At 31.3% G+C, this 19875-nt stretch carries 22 protein-coding genes and 2 pseudogenes; 7 read left to right on the forward strand and 17 right to left on the reverse strand.

What is annotated here, in order from left to right:
• The first annotated feature begins 76 nt into the window (after positions 1-76).
• The gene (gene tnpC, locus QO263_RS14405; RefSeq protein ID WP_285622905.1) at positions 77-1120 is read left to right on the forward strand and encodes an IS66 family transposase; all 1044 of its coding nucleotides are present in this window, start codon (positions 77-79) and stop codon (positions 1118-1120) included.
• Positions 1121-1176: 56 nt separating this feature from the next.
• Here the strand turns inward: tnpC and QO263_RS14410 are convergent, their stop codons facing one another.
• From QO263_RS14410 to QO263_RS19055, 3 genes and pseudogenes are all read right to left on the reverse strand, one after another.
• Entirely contained in the window at positions 1177-2193 is a 1017-nt protein-coding gene (locus QO263_RS14410; RefSeq protein WP_285622909.1) for a site-specific integrase, read from the reverse strand.
• A complete protein-coding gene (locus QO263_RS14415) occupies positions 2180-3133 on the reverse strand; it encodes a tyrosine-type recombinase/integrase (protein ID WP_285622912.1) in 954 nt (317 codons plus the stop codon). Before QO263_RS14415 ends, QO263_RS14410 begins: the two co-directional genes overlap by 14 nt.
• 45 nt (positions 3134-3178) lie before the next feature.
• Positions 3179-3307 (reverse strand): annotated as a pseudogene (locus QO263_RS19055) (tyrosine-type recombinase/integrase); the annotation flags it as partial.
• Between the two features lie 370 nt (positions 3308-3677).
• Here QO263_RS19055 and QO263_RS14420 point away from each other — a divergent pair.
• Together QO263_RS14420 and QO263_RS14425 are read left to right on the forward strand one after the other, a co-directional pair.
• Positions 3678-4058: an IS110 family transposase gene (locus tag QO263_RS14420; RefSeq protein ID WP_285622916.1), complete on the forward strand. Its 381-nt coding sequence runs from the start codon at positions 3678-3680 to the stop codon at positions 4056-4058.
• Complete coding sequence (locus QO263_RS14425) at positions 4012-4839, forward strand: transposase (protein WP_285622919.1); 828 nt, start codon at positions 4012-4014, stop codon at positions 4837-4839. The genes QO263_RS14420 and QO263_RS14425 overlap by 47 nt, the downstream gene beginning before the upstream one ends.
• Before the next feature lie 164 nt (positions 4840-5003).
• Here the strand turns inward: QO263_RS14425 and QO263_RS14430 are convergent, their stop codons facing one another.
• The 3 genes from QO263_RS14430 to istA (QO263_RS14440) are packed head-to-tail and all read right to left on the reverse strand — an operon-like array spanning position 5004 to position 7747.
• The gene (locus QO263_RS14430; protein WP_285622922.1) at positions 5004-5444 is read right to left on the reverse strand and encodes a hypothetical protein; all 441 of its coding nucleotides are present in this window, start codon (positions 5442-5444) and stop codon (positions 5004-5006) included.
• A complete protein-coding gene (istB, locus tag QO263_RS14435) occupies positions 5445-6254 on the reverse strand; it encodes an IS21-like element helper ATPase IstB (protein WP_285622924.1) in 810 nt (269 codons plus the stop codon).
• Positions 6251-7747 (reverse strand): IS21 family transposase, encoded by a 1497-nt coding sequence (istA, locus tag QO263_RS14440; RefSeq protein WP_285622927.1) that lies wholly within the window; start codon positions 7745-7747, stop codon positions 6251-6253. Before istA (QO263_RS14440) ends, istB (QO263_RS14435) begins: the two co-directional genes overlap by 4 nt.
• 187 nt (positions 7748-7934) lie before the next feature.
• Here istA (QO263_RS14440) and QO263_RS19160 point away from each other — a divergent pair.
• A pseudogene (locus tag QO263_RS19160) lies at positions 7935-8090 on the forward strand (IS110 family RNA-guided transposase); the annotation flags it as partial.
• 407 nt (positions 8091-8497) lie between these two features.
• Here QO263_RS19160 and QO263_RS14445 read toward each other — a convergent pair.
• The 7 genes from QO263_RS14445 to QO263_RS14470 all read right to left on the reverse strand — a co-directional run bounded on the left by QO263_RS14445 (position 8498) and on the right by QO263_RS14470 (position 11638).
• The gene (locus tag QO263_RS14445; RefSeq protein WP_502928672.1) at positions 8498-8767 is read right to left on the reverse strand and encodes a hypothetical protein; all 270 of its coding nucleotides are present in this window, start codon (positions 8765-8767) and stop codon (positions 8498-8500) included.
• Positions 8733-8858, reverse strand: a complete 126-nt coding sequence (locus tag QO263_RS19060) for a helix-turn-helix domain-containing protein (protein WP_352168875.1) — start codon at positions 8856-8858, stop codon at positions 8733-8735. Before QO263_RS19060 ends, QO263_RS14445 begins: the two co-directional genes overlap by 35 nt.
• A gap of 469 nt (positions 8859-9327) precedes the next feature.
• Positions 9328-9666, reverse strand: coding sequence for a S24/S26 family peptidase (locus QO263_RS14450; RefSeq protein ID WP_285622933.1), 339 nt, complete (start codon positions 9664-9666; stop codon positions 9328-9330).
• Positions 9656-10450: a hypothetical protein gene (locus QO263_RS14455; RefSeq protein ID WP_285622936.1), complete on the reverse strand. Its 795-nt coding sequence runs from the start codon at positions 10448-10450 to the stop codon at positions 9656-9658. The genes QO263_RS14450 and QO263_RS14455 overlap by 11 nt, the downstream gene beginning before the upstream one ends.
• Positions 10443-10745 (reverse strand): PqqD family protein, encoded by a 303-nt coding sequence (locus tag QO263_RS14460; protein WP_285622939.1) that lies wholly within the window; start codon positions 10743-10745, stop codon positions 10443-10445. The genes QO263_RS14455 and QO263_RS14460 overlap by 8 nt, the downstream gene beginning before the upstream one ends.
• 99 nt (positions 10746-10844) lie before the next feature.
• On the reverse strand, positions 10845-10997 hold the full coding sequence (locus QO263_RS14465) for a hypothetical protein (protein ID WP_285622941.1): 153 nt from the start codon (positions 10995-10997) through the stop codon (positions 10845-10847).
• Between the two features lie 44 nt (positions 10998-11041).
• On the reverse strand, positions 11042-11638 hold the full coding sequence (locus QO263_RS14470; RefSeq protein WP_285622944.1) for a hypothetical protein: 597 nt from the start codon (positions 11636-11638) through the stop codon (positions 11042-11044).
• Between the two features lie 246 nt (positions 11639-11884).
• Between QO263_RS14470 and istA (QO263_RS14475) the strand changes: the two genes are divergently transcribed.
• Positions 11885-13447, forward strand: a complete 1563-nt coding sequence (gene istA, locus QO263_RS14475) for an IS21 family transposase (protein ID WP_285622947.1) — start codon at positions 11885-11887, stop codon at positions 13445-13447.
• Positions 13435-14178, forward strand: coding sequence for an IS21-like element helper ATPase IstB (gene istB / locus QO263_RS14480; protein WP_285622950.1), 744 nt, complete (start codon positions 13435-13437; stop codon positions 14176-14178). Before istA (QO263_RS14475) ends, istB (QO263_RS14480) begins: the two co-directional genes overlap by 13 nt.
• Here istB (QO263_RS14480) and QO263_RS14485 read toward each other — a convergent pair.
• The 4 genes from QO263_RS14485 to QO263_RS14500 are packed head-to-tail and all read right to left on the reverse strand — an operon-like array spanning position 14175 to position 18898.
• Entirely contained in the window at positions 14175-15284 is a 1110-nt protein-coding gene (locus QO263_RS14485; RefSeq protein ID WP_285622953.1) for a YcaO-like family protein, read from the reverse strand. The two genes, istB (QO263_RS14480) and QO263_RS14485, sit on opposite strands and share 4 nt — an antisense overlap.
• Before the next feature lie 13 nt (positions 15285-15297).
• Entirely contained in the window at positions 15298-16368 is a 1071-nt protein-coding gene (locus QO263_RS14490) for a radical SAM protein (RefSeq protein WP_285622956.1), read from the reverse strand.
• Positions 16369-18003, reverse strand: a complete 1635-nt coding sequence (locus QO263_RS14495) for an ABC transporter transmembrane domain-containing protein (protein WP_285622957.1) — start codon at positions 18001-18003, stop codon at positions 16369-16371.
• A 13-nt stretch (positions 18004-18016) separates the two neighbouring features.
• Entirely contained in the window at positions 18017-18898 is an 882-nt protein-coding gene (locus QO263_RS14500) for a radical SAM protein (RefSeq protein WP_285622959.1), read from the reverse strand.
• A gap of 323 nt (positions 18899-19221) precedes the next feature.
• On the opposite strand from QO263_RS14500, the gene QO263_RS14505 reads away from it, so the two are divergent.
• Positions 19222-19836: a helix-turn-helix domain-containing protein gene (locus QO263_RS14505; RefSeq protein WP_285622961.1), complete on the forward strand. Its 615-nt coding sequence runs from the start codon at positions 19222-19224 to the stop codon at positions 19834-19836.
• Positions 19837-19875 lie beyond the last annotated feature (39 nt).

The raw sequence follows: 19875 nt of genomic DNA on the forward strand, positions 1-19875 counted from the left end.
TTTTTTTAGTAGCTTTTTCAAACAAAAAATGGTATAATTAAGATAGATAAAAACTTAGGGAGAAGGCTAAATTCCAATGACTGAAAGCTTGATAATACAAACACTTCAAAAGACAATTGAATCACAAAATGAAATAATAGAATCTCTAAGAAAAGAGCTTCAACGTGCTAATGAAAATGTAGAATTTTTATTAAAGAAACTATATGGCAGAAAGACTGAAAAAACATCTGCAATTGATGGACAACTTGTAATTGAGGAAGTGGCTCTTGGTCTTTTTAATGAAGCAGAAGTAACTGCAGATTTTACAGAGCTAGAACCAGTTCCATTCGAAGAACCTGTAAAAAGAACACGTTCAGGTTACAAAAGGAAGGCAGCATTTAAAAATATCCCTCAGCAAGACCAAGTATACAAATTAGAAGAAACTCAAAGGAATTGTCCTAAATGTGGAGATAATCTATCAGTCGTAGGTAAGAAATTTTTACGTTCAGAAATTAAATATATTCCAGCCGAAATCAGCATTGTAAATATATATCAGGAGACCTATGAGTGCAGAAAATGTAAAAAAGAAGGTCTACCTTCTATTTTTAATTCCTATACTCCAGAACCAGTATTACAACATTCCTATGCCACTGCATCAAGTGTAGCTTGGACTATGTATCAAAAGTTCGTACAAGCAGTTCCCCTATATCGCCAAGAAAAAGATTGGAAGCAGATGGGTTTTTGGGTAAGCCGTGCAACACTATCCAATTGGATACTAAAGACATCCGAAGAGTGGTTAATGCCTGTAGTGGAAAAACTTGAGGAAGAACTCTTAAAAGAGAAATATCTACATTGTGATGAGACTCCAGTTCAAGTATTAAACGAGCCAGGAAAGAAAAATACTACTAAGTCATATATGTGGGTTTACTCTACATCCACTCATGCAGATCATGGCATTAGAATATTTAAATATTCTATGGGCAGAGCTGGAGAAAACGCAAGCAAGTTTCTCCAAGGGTTTAGTGGATTCTTACATACGGATGCTTTTTCAGGTTACGGAAAAGTAAAAGATATCCGCCACTGCCTGTGCTGGGCTCATGTCAGGAGTAATGAGAAGTTGATTTTAATGGGATGTAATTAGTACCAAGCCTTAATTTATCAAATTTGACTTTATATTACTTCCCATTTTATTATTGATTATCCTAGACTATTTAACCATTCTAATAGAGACTTATTTTCCTGCCAAATGGGCAAATCATCACTTGGAACCAGATTCATACCTTTTTCTAAGGCTTTTCTTTTCATTTCTCCATCAATTCTAGCGTAAATTTCTGTCGTTTTAATATCCACATGGCCTAAAAGATCTCTTATATATATTAAATTAACACCTGCCTGCAGAAGATGCATACTTTTACTATGGCGGAAACAATGAGGGGTAAATTTATCTGGAAAATAATCCTTATAAGTTTCTTTTGCTATTTTTACATATTTATCAATAATATAAGAAACACCTTTTCTAGTTAATTTTCCACCCATCCTATTTTGAAATAATGGTTCAAAATTTAAATTATCCTTATTGAGACTATAACTTTCCATATAATCCTTAAGAAGTTTTGACATTGATGGCAATATTGGAATAATACGTATTTTATCCCCCTTACCAGTTATTTTTACTGTACCAGGGATGTTTAATCTAATATCAATTGGCCTTAAATCACACAGTTCTTGTACTCTGCAACCAGTATCATACAAAAGACTGAGTAATGTAGCATCACGTAGACCTGCTTTTGACCTTGTATCAGGAAGATTTAGTAAAAACCCCATGGTATCCTGATCTATATACTCTATAGTTCCATTTTTTGTTTTCTTGTAGGGAATATCTAGTATTTGTTTCATTTGCACCATAATAGAAGGCTCTTTTTTCATTAAATAGCGACAAAATGAATGTATTGAAGCTAGTCTGATATTACGGGTAGAAATGCTGTTATTACGTTTGTTCTCTAGCCATTTAAGAAAATTTAATATATTGTCTTGGTTCAAACTACTTATTTGAATTTTTTCAGGAGAAATAGATAATTCTGATTCGTAAAAGTTCAATAAAAGCCTAAACATATCCCTATATGAAAGAATTGTATTTGTGCTAAGACCTGCTATACCAGGGAGATACTTAGATAAATAATTTGAAATATAAATTGATAGATTAGTAGGTTTCATTATTTTCCTCCTTCAATTGTGGAAGAACATCACAACCAGAATTTATCAATAACTCAAGAATTTCCGGATAAAATTCTGATGTTAACCTTAGGTAATGCTGGGTTTCTTTAATTGATGTATGCCCAATATAAACAGATAAGAGTGGTAGTCCCGCATAAATATCTACTCCCGATCTTTGCATGGATTGTAATGTATGAACACAAAAAGTGTGCCTTAAGTCATGTTCCCTTGGTCCAAGGCCTACCCCTAAATGACTTATTCCTGCTAATTTTAGTATTATTCTAAACCATTTATATATGGTTGCCCTGGTAATATGTTCAGTATATTTAGCTGGAAATAGGTAATTATTTAAGTTAGTATTCTTTCTAAATCTACAAATATAATCTTTCAATATTTCTGCCATAGGATCAGATAAAGGAACCAACCTATCTTTGTTTAATTTAGCTTCGTGGATAGATATTAGATTATTTTCTAAATCTACATCTTCATATTTAATATTAGCAGTTTCTGTTGCCCTTAGACCACAACTGTATATCAGGCGATAAAGAATGGGCACCTGTATATGTCGCAAACTTCCAGAGTAGGGCTTAATTGAATCCGTAGCCTCAAAAATTCGAGATATTTCTTCTTTAGTAAATATATATGGCTGATATTTTTTTATCTTTATCTTTGGAATTTCAGGATAATTGACCTGAAAGCTATAACATTCAGCATATCTACAAAATTGTAGTATAGTGTTTACCCTAGAATTATGGGTACTTGATTTTTCATTAATTCTTCTCATACACCATGATTCAAGTAATTCTAAAGGAATTTTCTTTCCTGATAAATCATAGTTTTTAGATAGTAATGAGAATCTAAACAGAACTCCTTCTTCAATTCCATATTTAAAACCTAATGAACGCTTGTAATCAATATACTGAATTATTATATCTTTCAAATCCCCAACAGGCGTATAATCCATTTTAGAATTTTCGGTTGTCCTAGTATCTTTGTGTCCAAGGATTTCTGATATAATTGGTAATGGTATATTATTTTCTAGTAGATGGGTTGCAAGTGTGCTTCTTAATGCATGAGGGCCTCCTTTACCATAGACTTTACAATCAATGCCAGCATTATTAGCATGACTAGTATAATAATGTCATAGTCACGAATGACTATGCTGTTAACACATTTCTATTATTTCGTAACAGAAGAAGGAGTTCTTCCTTCATCAGACGTTACTTCTTAAATTAATATGTCTGACGGTTCCTGGTAGACTCCAGACCTATCATAAAGTATAATCTTTACGGATAGGATAAAGAATGTTCATCTCCTTGGGAAGTCAGTTTCTACTGACCTATACCTACGATTAAGTCAATTAGTCCATTCAATGAGGTTTTATGATTTGGCTGGTTGGGAGCCTCAGGCTATACCTGTATCACATGCTAGGATGTGTACTCATTGCTTGGAAATGGATTCCTATCAGAAAGGAGCTGTAGATCATGTCAAACATTATTAAATATGATTCTTTTATTTCGGTTGGTATTGATGTTGGTGCTGACTTTAGCTGGATGTCTATTGCACTACCTAACCAAACCTTTGTAGGAAAACCTTTCAAAATTCTACATTCTGATTTAAATTCCCTAGCTGCTTCTGTTTCTAAAATCAAAGAAGCAGAAGAGCTGTATTCTTTGGAAAGTCGCATTTTCCTCGAATCCACGGGAATTTATCATTACCCACTCTTCTGCTATCTTCGTGATAAGGGATTTTTGGTATCCATCATTAATCCTATCATCACTAAGAATAGCACAAATATTAACATTAGAAAAGTACATAATGATAAATTTGATTCAAAAAGCTGCATTAATTGGTTTAAAGCCTGATTTAAAAGTTTCTATTATGCCATCAGACCTTGTACTTGATTTAAGAAATCTTTCAAGAGAATATTATGATCTGATGGATAACCGCTCTGCTTATGTTAATAAGCTCCAAGGTGAACTGCGGATGGTATTTCCTCAGTTTTTAAATATTTTTTCTAAAATAACTACAAATACTGCTTTGACCTTGTTGGAAAAATATACTTCACCAGATGCTTTTTTAAACGCTTCTAAAGATGAAATAATTCTTTCCATTCGCTCTACTGCACGTTTTGGTCTTACTTATGCTGAAAACAAGTATAATGCAATTATTCAGGCAGCAAATGATGCAAAGACTTTTGGTCATTCAGTAAGCAGCAACTTTAAGCGTATTCTTCTATATATTCGTTTTATCCGTCAGTATGATGAAGAAATCTCAACCATACTCTCTGATATGCATGAATTCGTGAATGCTAACGAGGATACTGAATTTGTAAAACAGATACACCTCATTGAATCCTTTAAAGGTGCAGGATTTCTTTCTGCTGTAAGCCTTATGGGTGAAATCGGAGATTTTTCTGCTTTTCATTCGCCTAAACAGCTTTTTGCTTATTTTGGTCTAGACCCGGCGGTAAAGCAATCTGGCAAGTTTAATGGCAGCAAAATTAGTATGTCAAAACGTGGTTCGCGTATTGCTAGAAGAGTAATACACACCATGGCTTTAGTCAGTATTGGGTTAAATCGTAATGGATCTGCTAACAATTCTGTTTTACGTGAATACTATCTTAAAAAATGTCAGTGCTGTTGATTGTCAAGTAATTTTGACCACTTTTTACGAATAAATTTGACCATCAAATCTAATAATCGTTTATATATAATTTTTGTATTTTCTTAGTGGTCAATTTTAAGCTTTTACACTTAAAATTAACCACTTGTATCATTTATTTACGTCTAAAATTGACCACTTTATAACTAGTTTATAGTTATCTGATAGCCATCCATTTTCAGTGCTGTTTTATCTATAATAACCGTATTTGAATATCGGTTGAGCTTAATATATTTACTTAATTCCATTAGCTTCTCTTGCATGAGGTCTTTGTATAGGAATTCAAGAGTAATATCTTCTATGCTATTAACAGAAACGGTTTTACGGATTGATATTTCGTTTTCAACCTTTTTATTACATAATTCTTCTATTCCCATAAAGATTTCTCCTTCTGAAGTACTGGAAGTTATTATCTTATTGTTTATAGAATCGAAACTAAACCCAGGAGAGTTCTTAATTCTCATTATTACACCCCTAGGAGCTTTACTTCCATAATTCTCACTAATATATTCCATTGCAGCCTGATTACCTGATTCATTATATATATTTGCTATTTTTTCGTAATCATATTTACGCACTTTAGACATCTATTTTCCCTCCTTAGTACTTTGTTTTCTAGATTTAGTTTCTTTTTGTTCTGCTAGATATTTCCCACCTTTGACACGGAAACTATCTCCTGTTACACTAAGGATATGACAATGATGGACTAATCTATCTAGTATTGCGGTCGCTGCTAATTGACCAGTAAATATTTCATCCCATCTGCTTAAGGGAAGATTAGTTGTTATGATTAGGGAGCTTTTTTCGTATCTTTGCCGGATAACCTGAAAAAATATGCTCTCTTTTTCTTTGCCCATTTTGACGTAGGAAAGCTCGTCTATGATAAGGAGCTGAACCTTACTTAAAGCCTTTAACGTCTGTTTTAAAGTATCTTTCTTAACCGCTTCTGATAGTTTGTCCATTAATTCCTTTGCGTTAATAAACATGACAGTTTTTCCAGCATTACAGGCGTTTATTCCAATTCCAGTGGCAATCATGCTTTTACCAACTCCAGGCGGACCAATGATAATGATATTTTCATTTCGATCCATAAATGACAGTGTACCTAGTTCTTTAACCTTTTGATAGCTGATGCTTTCATTAAAATCGTATTCTATGTCATCTAAGGTTTTGATAAAATCAAATCCTGCCTTAAGCGTTAACCTTTCTGTCAGTCTTTTTTTCTTTCCTTCTTCTTCAACTTGAATCAGCCTAATTAAGAAATCCTTGTATCCTAGCTTTTCTTTTATGGCCTCTTCTATGATGCTTTGATAGTTTTCACGTATATCAACAAGCTTGAAGAGTTTTAGCATTTCGCGGATATATTTGTCGTCATATTTCGCAGTACCTGCTATCATAATGCTGTTACCTCTCTAGTTCCCTCATAGTAATCTAGGCTTCTTATGATGCCCTCAGTATCAGTACTTTCGATAGCTTCATTGGTTTTAGTATCATCTGCTATGATTTTAAAGAAGTCATTCCTTATCAGCTGCTTTATTGACTTAATATCAAGCTTGTTATTAGCGATTGCGTATGCGATTATCTTATCCAGTACTTCAGGCTCATAAAGATCTAATAGTTCCAATATCTTTCTGGCATGATAACTAGGTTGTTGGAACAACCCGGTTGCAGCCTTTAAATATGCTTCTCCATTTTTAAATGTACTCGTAAAATCTCTTTTTATCTGTGGAATAGATTTATTAGCTTTGACTTTAATATCTTCATAATGTTCAGGGTTTCTAAAGATCCCATGTTTACCATCCTGAACCTCAAGAGACATTATGTATTCTTGTTCCTCTGTATATATTTCTATACGAAATCCATAAACAATGCGGTATTTAAGCTGTTTTGTAGCATATTTTATTGGTACGCTGTACTTATTAGTATTTATGTGTATATATCCATCATTGCTTACTATTCTTTTTTCAAGGGCTTTCATTCTAAATCTAGTGTTTGGTAGTGGCAATAGTGCCTGGATTTCCTCATTTTCGAAGAATTCATTAGGGATTCGCCTTGTGGTTGTATGCATTTCTCCATTCCAATCCCTGATAAATTTTTTTCCTCTTTTATTTAGCTCTTCCATAGAAGAAAATGTATTTCCTTTGATAAATTGCTCTTCTATATATTGAAATGGTTTTTCTATCTTGCCCTTGGTTCTAGGCCAGTAACAGTTACAGGCATTAAGCTCTGTACCAAGATGTGCAGCCAAAAGAAGCGCCTGCTCATTAAATTTTATTTCATCCTCACTCTTAGGGTTGTTTTCTATTACAAGAGTCTTAGGATTATCAATCAAAAGCTCTAGTGTAATGCCACCCAAATCATCATAGAGTTCTTGTATTGCTTCATAAATTGCTTCAGAATCACAAGATAATGAAAAACATATTGCCTTCTTTCTACTTGCTGCTAGTATCATGCTAAAACAGTAGACAGTTCTAACTCTCTCGGTTACTACAATCTGATACTCAGACCAATCATACTGAGCTTGATCTCCAGGAGGTGTTTCAATTCTAACAGTTGCATCGCGTGAGATCTCAGTCTTTCCTTCATCAATTTTCTTTAAGGCTCTGTAAATTGGATTAATTGAACCATCATAGCCCTTTTTAACTAACTCCCTAAAGATTCTTGTGCCATTGAAGTCGTATTCAGTGGAAGTACGCCATATTAATATCTGATCTAAATATGATTCAACCTTGGAAGGGTAATGAACTCTAGTGTACTTTGGCTCCTCCTTTAGCTTTATTAGCTTCTTAACAGTGTTTCTTGACATATTTAATTGCTTTGCAATCTTAAGTATGGGAACCTTTCTTTTATGTAATTCCTGTACTGCTGCCCATTCTCTCAAATTTTTCACTTCCTCCTTGACCACCTTTCGTAAATACTACAAAAGTATGGTATATTATTTATATTAGGTGGTCAATTTTGGGCGTAAAAAATTATGAGAAAACGAATTAAAATTTTTGGCTAGATGCTTTGAATTTTATCCACTTGGTGGTCAGTTTTATCTGTTAATTAGTGGTCACTTTTAATTGTAAATCAATAAGTGCAAACCTAAGATGGTAGCTCTTGGAGCAATTATGCACAAAGTATGCAATATTGTATTTGCAATTTTACGTGATGAAAAAGAATTTGAAATCATCACTCCAGAACAACATCAAATGAATTACTTAAAAGCGAAATGCGACATCGCTGCATAGTGAAATTCTATATTTCAAATTTTTGTTTTTTGATAATCACTCAAAAGGCTTGTTAACGTTACCCTTTTTTAGCGCAACTGGTATATCAAATATTTTTAAATTACTTATTGACAATTCTTAGCTGGACTTAAATCATACACCTTATTAGTTATTGATCCAATACATCAATTATTGATCGCTTACTATCTTTTAGAACAGGAAATTCTAAAGGATGATTTAGCTTCAAAACCCCCTATGGTTGAAGCAAGAAAACAAGCCCGCATGTTAGGACTTAGGTTCACAGATATTAAAAATCTAACCTTTGATTGCTTTCATTGGGAAGAAAAGAAATTGAAATTTGCCTAATTAAAAACAAGAGAGGTTGTCACTCTTCTCAACCCATCTGAAATAGGTTGGACTGTAATTGACTATCTAAGGTATGGTAGACCTAAGGTGGATTCTCTATTGGGCACTAAAGCTTGAGGTGGTACATTCTGACTATCTTTTAACTCTTTTACTACTTTACGTATTGTAGATTCTGCTCCAACAAATCCTTTTTCTTCAACTAGTCGATCATAAATTCGTTTAGCTGTATGTTTTTGTTTTTTGAGACCATGTTCTTTATCTTCTTTGAAGCAGCTTAAGATAAAGTCCTTTACATCCTCAGTAACTGTAAACTGTCTGTCTTGCAATACCAAGTCTTTTCGCGATATCTCTTTGAGATTCTCCATTAATGTAGCTTTGTCGTATATCTTTATACATGTCCACTTCTATTACCACACCTTTCATCCCTCCCGAAAAATATTTAATTATATTTTACAGGATTAATATGTTCTGTGGTAAACTAATTCAATATCAAATTAGGTAAAAGTGGTACACTTTTAGAATATCATTTACACTTATTTCACCAGAAGTGCGGAAGAATCCACTTTTAATTGTAAATCAGTAGTTCCTGTAAACGGTCTAGATTCTTTTATTATAAAAAATACAGATGAGAATTAGAAATTAGATTTTCATCCGTATTTTTTATTTAGGACCATTTTGCAACAACACCATATATATTGGTGCACTACTTTAGATCCCATCTTATAATAGAAAATGTTATTTTTGGTTAACGGTTACTACCTCAATCCTTTATCAAACTATCACTGTTAAGCTGTCGACCATGTAAGTACACGGAATCAGCAAATACCTAGCTAGACTATTGATAGAGTTCTCTGAACAATCTATCTTGATCTTTTATTTCTTTAGAATCTTATCATATAATTACTTCAGCAATGATCATTTGCATAGCTACTGGAGCATCAATTTCACTTCTATTATCGCCTTTAAAATAACAAATATTGTTTTTTATGTCTATTAACCTATGGCATACCAACCTCTTAGTAGGTGAATTTAAATCAATATATATATATATATTGTTTAGTTTTAAAGATGTTGGGTTAATCAACTTAATTTTTGATTTTGGTAATATAGTAGGTAACATACTTGTTCCATCAAATAAAAACGAAAAACTGAAGCCCATTGAAATCAAATTCATAATAATCTCTGTTGAGTGTTCAAAATCATATTCTATTTTATTAATACTATCTTTCATTTATAATCTTCCTTACTGATTCCCATGATTGATATTCACAATTATAAATATCAATCCAATCTTCCGCAATATAATAAATCTTGTTTATGAATGAATAGATTACGTCGTCAATAGAATCATGATATGAATAGGCAACAGTAAATCTTAATAAGTCTATCAATCCATTCATTCCAATTTTGTCTAAACAAATAAGTCTTATTTTTTTAACAATATACCACTTATTCACTTCTTTTGATTTATTCTCTGCATCCCATATTGGACAAGATAGTAAAATAGAGGATTTTTCAGCGCAAATATGAATATGATCATCAGCAATAATCTTACCTGATGTAAATAATTTGGAAATCATTTTAACAGAAGTAGATTTGCCAGAATTACTTCTTCCTAAAAAAATGTATCCTATCTCATTCTGTACAAAACATGAGGCATGAATAGTTAAAATATTCTTCATATAAAGTAAGTAAATTGATAATTCATTTGCTATTGCAGTCATATCATTATAAGGTGAGTTTATAGTGAGATTGCCCCCATCTATCACTTCTGAAGTAATAATTTCAGAATATGAAGCATTAGGATTATTTAAACTAGTTAATATGCATATCGTCTTATAATAATTGTCTTTTTTATTAACTTTAAGTGATTTAACAATAGTTCCAAATGGAAGTTTATTATCACTCATTTTTATAGCTATGAGGCTATTTTCTGCAAATAATTTTGATGATATATTATTAGAACTCAATACTAAATAATTATTATTTAAATGATAATTAATTGTTTTAATCATCATTAAGCTCCTTAACTAAATTCATGTTTTTCAATTCAGATATAAATTCAACTACATCTCTATCTATTATTTCTCTTTGTATGTCATAAACTTCTTCTATAGAATCAATAATATCTGAAATTTTAACTTCATCATTTTCTTCTATTAATCTCCATATATGAGTTCCCGTTTCACTAATTTTGAATAAATTATCTACTTCTATGGAACTATCATGTATTGGAATCAAAAACCATTCACCTGCAATTATTCTAATTCTGCAAGTACAAGTCTTTTCAATTATGGATTCAATGTTCATTTAATCTTTCACCTCTCTTAGTTTTTTAGCTAACTTAGTGATTTTTCCTAAAGTTAGACAAATCCAGAGCATTACGCTCCGGATTTGCCTCTTTTGTTCTTATGCATATGGTAACACGACGCTCTGCTTCCACCCAGAGCAATTACCTAAAACTGTAGTTGAACTTGCACTAAATTTGACGATTTCAATTTTAGGTTTTGTATACTCAGTCTTCTTATTGATAAATTTTTTCTGCTCTATAAATTTTTTCATGTTTTCACCCCCTTATATTTAAACTTTATATAAATCTTCTATCTCTACTTAAAACTATAGGATAGAAGATTTAATAATAACTCTTTTTCATTATAATATTTGCATTCGCAAAAAAAATCACATGTTTCGCATTTGTAACATGAAACTTGAGGCATTAAGTTTTTTATGTTTTTATTTAGAATATCATCTATGCTATCAAGTATAAGCGTATCTACATTATAATTACTAATAAGTTCTTTAATTTGATTCGGTGTATATTTACAACTTATTAAATACAATATAGACGTTATTGATGAAACATAGTTGTAAAATGGAATATTTCTATGTGCCTCATAATCTTTTAGCCATTTTAATCCATAAGAATATGCTTGTTCATAATCCTCCAACAAAATACTTATCCCTAAATTTATAAAATTTCTATTGATTAATTCCATATTGCTATCAGGTTTGATAATTAGAGGAATCCTTATTGTTGACAAAAGAGTAGTATCGTTAGATACCAGAAATGAATCCCAAAACTTTTTTATTTCAATTAAGTTTTCTGTTTTATATTCACCCCTAGATAATTTCATATACAATTTACAATTTCTTTTAATTTCCTCTAAAAAATATAATTCTCTAATATTGTCTGTCAGTGCCACTTCGCTAAAACCTGGGATTAATAATTGAATTGATTCAAACCCTAAAAAATTTCTATCCGCAATATAAACGCTCTTATTTAATTTTAAGAACAACTCGTCATAATATTTCACCATTTCTGTGTGACTGGTATAATAAAAGGGAGGAATTTTGGCAAACAAAAACGGAGAAAATTTTCCAGCTTAATACAATAATACCTTATCTTCTGATAAAATTAAAGATAAGTTTTATCAGGGGAGGAATACAGCTTGAAGGGATGGAATATGTTTGCTGAAATTAAGCAGTATAAATTAAAAGGATTCAATAAGTCTCAAGTAAGTAGATTTCTTAATATTAACTACAAAACAGTAGATAAATACTGGAACATGTCTTATGAAGAATATGCAGAACTAAAGGAGGATGCTAAGAGTAGAAGTAAAAAGGTTGATAAATATATGGAGCTAATATTATCTTGGATAAAGGAATTTAGAGATATTTCAACTGCTCAAATATTTGATTGGCTTAGAGAAAGGTATGGTGAAGTGGATTTTAGTGATAGAACATTAAGACTTTATGTAAAAGATTTAAGAGAAAAACATGGACTGCCTAAAGTTCCTTGTGCAAGGCAGTACGAGGAGATTCCAGAGCTTCCAATGGGATATCAAGCACAAGTAGATTTAGGTCAAACTTGGTTATCCAAGCGTGATGGCTCAAAAATTAAAGCATATTGTTTTGCAATGGTACTTTCTCATTCAAGATATAAATTTCTATGGTGGAGAGACAAGCCTTTTAATACCCTATCATTCATAGAAGCTCATAATAAAGCTTTCGAATACTTTGGAGGCATGCCAAAAGAAATAGTATATGACCAAGATAGGATTTTGGCAGTATCAGAAAACCATGGAGATATTATCTTCACTGAAATGTTTCAAAACTACATAAGTAGCATGAAATTTAAGACTAGGCTATGCAGAGCTTTTGACCCAGAAAGCAAAGGAAAAATAGAAGCAGTAGTCAAATATGCAAAATATAACTTTGCAAAGCATAGAGCCTTTATAGATATTGATTTACTAAATGAAGACTCACTTAAATGGTTAGATAGAACTGGTAATGCTAAAGTACATGAAATAACAAGAAAGGTACCTAAAGAAGTGTTTACTCTGGAAAAGGAACACTTACAGAAAGTACCTAGCCTGTTTGAAAATATTCAACTTAATGATAGTTTAACCTATTCTGTCAGAAAAAACAATACCATATCATACAAACAGAATAGATATCAGGTTCCAAAAGGTACATATAGACCAGGTAAAGAAGTTAAACTAATAATAAATGATAATAAGATGAATATAGTCGATTTAGATACTGGACTAGTTATAGCAACTCACGGTATTAGTAATCAAAAGGGTAAGTTAATTCAAATATATCATCCAGAAAGAGAAAAAAAGAAAACCAAAGATCAAATGTATGATAAAGCCTTTAAAGCTCTTGGAATGACAGATAAAGCAAAAGAGCTATTAGATAACATACGAAAAGAAAAAGAGAGATATTGTAGAGATCAGTTTGGATTAATAATATCAGTAGTAAAGGATTATGACGAAAAGCTAGTAGGACAAGCAGTAGAATACTGTGTAAAACGAAAGCTATTTAGTGCAGGAATGTTTAAAGATACACTAGAATATTTGAGTATAAAAAAAGAAACAGGTTCAGAAAAGAAATATGATAAAGCAAATCTATCCATCTCTTCAAAGTACCAAGATGTAAAACCAGAGATCAGAAACATTGATGAATATATAAATGCTTTGAAGGGAGATAAAAAGACATGGATAAACTAGAGCAAATTAAAGAACATGCAAAAGAACTTAGCCTGAATTACTTAAGAATTAACGCAGATAAAATTATTGAGGAAGCTGATTTAAACGATTACTCATATCAAGATATATTAATAAAAATACTTGAAAATGAAATAGAAATAAGAGATAAAAAAGCACAAGAAAGAAGATTAAAGAATGCAGGATTTCCGGTAATAAAGAAAATAGAAGACTTTGACTTAGATTTTCAAAAATCTATAACAAAGAAACAGATAAATAGGCTATTAGAAATGGAGTGGATAGATAGGATGTATAATCTTATCTTCCTAGGCCCTCCAGGTGTAGGAAAGACGCATCTATCAATTTCATTAGGATATAAAGCAGTAGAATTAGGGTATAAGGTTAGCTTTGTAACAATGGATAACCTGATGCACGTACTAAAAACACACGAAATATCAAGAAAGAGCAAAGGAAAAATGAATAGAATACTATCTTCAAGCCTTGTAATAATAGACGAACTAGGTTACCTTCCAATAACAAGAGAAGAAGCAAATCTATTTTTTCAGTTAGTATCGGCACTTCATGAACAGGCTTCAATTATTATCACATCTAATAAAGGCTTAGAAGATTGGACAGAGCTATTAGGAGATCCTGCTTTAACAACAGCAGTATTAGACAGAATTACATACAGATGTGAGCTTTTTAGCATGTCTGGCAAGAGCTATAGACTAGAACACAGAAAGTCATTATTCTAATGTTCAAACTGGGAAAAATTCAGTAAAATTATTTGCCGAAATTTCTCCAAAAACACTTGCCAGTAACATTCTGAATTTTCATGATAGTTTTTTCCCCAAATAGCAGGTAGAATCTTAGCTTTTTTTCTAAAAAAAATTTCCAAAGGAAAAGTTCCAATACCATTATGGAATATAGATGATATATTTATATTTTTATCAATATCATCAAAATTTGAGTAGAATGGAGTCATATCATTTAATTCATTTATATTACTACCTTGCAAAAACTCACTTAATGAGCGTGTAATTGCAGTATGTAAATCAGGGTGGCAACCAAAGTTTAAAAAATATCTCATACTAATTCTATCTATATATAATACACCTATAACCGGAAAAATATTTTGTTGTGAACAGTCTAAAAAAACTACATCTATGTTATAATCGTTTAATATTTTAACATAGTTGTCAATATCATGAAAACGATTACTGATTACAGGAGTAATATTATAAATGTATTTTATCAATGATTTAAGAACTATATTCTTTGCAATATATCGTTCAATTACTTCAGAATATGCTTGGACAAGAGCTTCATTAAAAGTATTACCCGAAGCCATTCCATTAGATCCATAGTAATAGTCAAGTAATGTATAAGGAATGTAAATAACATTACTTTCATCAAACCTGCATGAAAATCTAGAGAGTAACCTACTTCTTGGCTGGTCTGAACTATAAAAATAATCATACAACTTTTTTGCTACTTGATTATCAAATACTAGCTTTGTCCATTTTTTTATCATATTTACATCATCTTCGCTTTTAATATAGTAATCATCTTTAAAAAACTTATAATTGATTTTGCTCTCTAAGGCGTGTATATCACAAAGTCGAAAATGGAGGAAGTTCTGTAATCTTTCAATTAACTCAGCATAAGCACTTGCCTTAGCAAATTCTATGCTTGTTCCTTTACCATTTGCTGAAATACTAGTATTAGAAACGTTTATTATTACAGAAAAAATACCATCTATGGGTTCTAATATTATTTCGTTTAATGAGATGCCAATAGATTGAAAAATATTTTGGATTTTATTTATAGTATCCATTGGCTCAGCATCTTTAAAGTACATATTAACCACCCCATCACTTATTTTTATTAATCTCTTCATAGGCAACTTCTGCTAATTTCAATTTTTTCATTATAAATTCATCTGAGAATCTCAAGTTCTTGTAGTTATCAATTAATTCTCTGGCATGTTCTATAAGGCTCTTGGATGTATCAAAATCTGGATCACTATATATTTTACCCCAAGGACATTGCTCTCCATTAGAAAAAATCTCTTTTGCCAAGCAGTAATCTTCATCTGAACGTCTGAACATAGGATACCATTTTTCCCAAGCTTCCCTCATAGATGAGGTTAATAAATCATATTCTGGTTTCCAAAATGTAATACAAAAATTTAATTGTCCATACGGATTAATGTTGAAGTCATAAATTCCTGTTTTACATGTTTTTTTCTCAGGTCCTTTTGTCTCAAGTAGCAATGCTTCCTGATATAACATCTCATAAATAGGATTCTTATCTAAATATTCTTTAATCATATCAGAAGAGCAGCGGTAGGAATCACACTTCTCGCCGTTTTGCTTCCAAAAGATTTTACATGTTGGAGTATACTTCAAACCATTTTGTCTAGCAAAGTCAGCAATTAGGCCTACTTGATTCAAGTTGATTACTGTAACTGGTGTTCTTATAGTTAAATCTATTCCCTTATTTTTTAAAGTTAGGATGTTATTAAGAGGAATTACTACATCTATATTTGAATCGGTAGCTTTTTGATAAACTTCATTATTAAATGCATATAGAGAAACAAATAGTTTTTCTGGATGATGTAAACTAAATAATTCTACCACTTCTTCAGGCAAAAATACTAAACTTGTTTCTACAGATGGGAACATTCCTTTCAGCACTATTTGTTTGTAAATATTACAAAAATCACTTCTAATCAGTGGGTCACCACCTGTTAAGTTTATATGAAAGCATCCCATGTCTGCTAATTCATTAATTATAGTTACAATTTGCTCATAGTTCATCTCTGGCATTTCTTTTTTTCTTTCATTATAGCAAATTAAACAATTTAAAGGACATTTTCTAGTTAACTCAAAGTTTCCAATTAGCGGAATTCTCTTTTTTGACGCAAATTCTTGTATATCCATCTATAATTGTCTCCTTTCAACTTTTACTATATTTTTAGTATGAGAGCTTATCAAATTACTGATTTGATGGGTTGTATAAATAATTGCTCTTTTTTTACTTTCTTCAACTATACACTTTTCCATAACCTGTATAGATTTAGCATCGATATTCGATGTAATCTCATCCAATATCAATATTGGAGTAGGGGTAATCATAGATCTTATAAATGTTATTTTCTTTTGTTCTCCACCTGAGAGTTCACAGCCACCCTCACCAGCAATCTTATACATTTGTTCATCCTTAAAGTTTAGTTTACTAAGAAACCCTTTAACAGTTTCAATTGTCTTACTATCTGCACTTTCTAAATCTAGAGGATATAAGCAATTCTCAATTACAGTTAAATTAAATAATATGGCGTTTTGCTTTGAATAAGCAAATATTTTCTCAATATATTGTAATTTTTTATCGGCATATATGAGACCTTTTTCAATGTTATAAATGCCTAATAAACCTTTTAATATTGATGACTTTCCACTTCCATTATCACCTTCCACAAGGTTTATTGTCTTATCCTTTATGTTAAAGTTCTTACAAGTAGCTACTTTATTGCCATTTACTGATATTTCCAGATCTTCTCCAGACATTAAATAAGGAGCAGTATCTTTGTATTTCAAAAATTCATACTTTATAAAATCTTCTTCTTTTAAAAAAGCTAAAATATTATCTATACTAGCAAAACCTTGTTGAAGATATTGAAAATATCTTATCATATTAGTTATGGGAGCAAAGAATTTTTCTGAATATATTACAATAACCAAGAAACTACCAGTATCTACTTTTCCATTAATAATGTTAAATGTTACATACGAAAGCGCAATAGCAGTTCCAATGACTCTACAAGTTTTTTCCAATACATAGAATGTACTTAATTTCTTATCAGACATATTGGATATGTTTCTATATTCATTGTTTACTTGCCCAAACTTCTTGACCTCTCTTTCTTCACCATTGTACACTCTAATATAATCTATGTTATTATATGAATCATTTAAATTATTTATAATTTTAGTTCCAGCATCAATTCTATTTATTGCCAATATTTTTTGTTCATGCCCTGATCTTTTGGCCATGAAATAGGTAAAAGGTATTACGCTTATGAGTATAAGAAGGATAATAGGATCAATTTTAATAATGAATATGCTCATTATAATTAAATCTAAAATATCCGAAAGCATAGTAAACAAAGATGTACTAAATATTAATTCTAAACGTTCAGTATTATTAAATACCATATTTGTTACTAACCCCATATCCATTTCGTTTAATCTATTTACATTAACTTTTAATAGCTTACTATAAGTTCTATTTCTAATTTTAAAGACTATCATGTTTGAAAATTTAGACGAAAGATAGCAAAACACATTCCTTATAATAGTACCTAGGATCAAAGTGATAACATATATAATAAGAATAGTTTTTATCGTATTTACGCTACCATTACCAGCTAATAAATCAATTATTATTTTTGAAGTTTCTCCTAAAATATTTGTTGGTAATATAGAAAAGAAAGAAGATGTAATAGCTAAAAGGAGAATACCAAATAGTGTCCACAATTTTACATTAGATATTTTTAGTAATTCTATAATTCTCTTCACATCTTTTTTCCTCCTATAATTTTACTTTTAAAATAGATGAGATCTTCGTTTTATTTTCTAACTCTTCCCAAGCGGGACAATATTTATAAGATTTATTATTTATGTTTAACTTAATATCATCTACAATCTCTTCTAGAGCATAAGTTGTCATCACATCCCAATTTATTGAATATTCTCTTGTAAGAACAGGACAACCTTTTAGATTACCACTAGAGGTTATATATAATAAATCTCCAGCATCACACCTAATTTGAGATTGTAAAGCATCAACTTTGATTTTTTGAGGATACTTTTTTATAATCACATCTAATTCAGAAGAAGATAATCTAAAATTAGTTTCTAGATGTTTTTCATTAAGAAGAGGAAATAATGCTGGATTTATAGAATGCTTTATACTATTCTTTTTAACATATTCAATAAATTTATCTAATTGGTGTAAATTATGCTTCATTGCAACATATTTCAATTCAACATCAATACCTTGTTTTAAAAACCAATTAACGTTGTTAAAGATAACATCACAATTAGTTCCTACTCTTGTAATATATGAATATATCTCATCTGTCATCCCGTATATGCTTACTTCCATAGCAAATGGTTTCTTTTGAGTAAGTGCCAGCTTTATCTTATCTGTTAAAATAAATCCATTTGTAAAAATTGTCGTTAAAAATCCTTTGTCAATCGCGTAGCTATAAAATTCATCAAACCTATTGAGCATAAATGGCTCACCGCCAGTCAGAAAAAGATTTATAGAATCAGTACTTATGAAAAAGTCTAGTATTTTAGTATATTGCTTAAAACTAAGTGTAGCAACTGTACTTTTGCCTTTATCTACATAACAATGGTGACAGTTGAAATTACATACATTTGTTAACTCAATGCCTATCGGTCCCATATTAATTCCCCCTTTATTCGATTGCGTTTTATAACTCCCCTGAATAGTAAATCGATATTATTATTTTTGTAAATCTTTGTAATTCCATAATAACATTTTATTAATCTATGTCAAGTTAAATGGCAAATTTTATTCACAGATTTTTTTAAATCCTCAGTTGACAAAATAAATGCAACCTTATCGAATTAAGGTAGTTGCATTTAATCTTACAAAGTGGCAGGTTGCATTTAGTCTGTCAAAAACTCCAGTTTTTTTGTCAAGAATATATATGAAGACAATTACCATATGTATCTTGCGCAAATTAGAAAACTGAGGAATTTATCGTGGCTAAAAATAAACATTTAACTGACGCTGAGCGTCTACAAATTGAACAATGGTTGAAGGATAGGGTATCCATCAAGCAGATTGCTCTGAAACTTGATAAGAGCACATCAACTATTTCAAGGGAGATTCGTTCTCGCGCCATAACCAGCATCAAATTTGTACCATACCGCACTCACAATAGGTGTGTGGAACGCTATGATTGCCATAAGCACTATCTTTGCAGTGACAAACCGAACTGCACAAAACGTTGCTCTACATGCAACCTTTGCAATGAATTATGCGAGGCTTACCAAGAACAGCCCTGTTACAAACTCTTTGAGCCGCCATATGTCTGCAACGGCTGTATAGAGGAGCACCAATGTGTTCTTCGAAAAAAATATTATCTTCACCACCAAGCTCATGAAGCTTATCGTGAAATGCTTGTGGAGTCTCGTATTGGAGCTAATATAACTGAGGATGAACTATTGGTGCTTGATGAGATTGTAAGCCCTTTAATCATGCGTGGCCAGTCAGTCCATCACATAGTCACACATAACCCAGATCAATTCGAGGTTAGTGAAAAATCCATTTATCGTTATATTTCAGGCGGCCTTCTAAAAGCTAGAAATATTTGATATGCCCCGTGTTTGCCGCACAAAGCCACGTAAGTCCAA

This window comes from Proteiniborus sp. MB09-C3 (assembly GCF_030263895.1).
Taxonomy (GTDB): Bacteria; Bacillota; Clostridia; order Tissierellales; family Proteiniboraceae; genus Proteiniborus.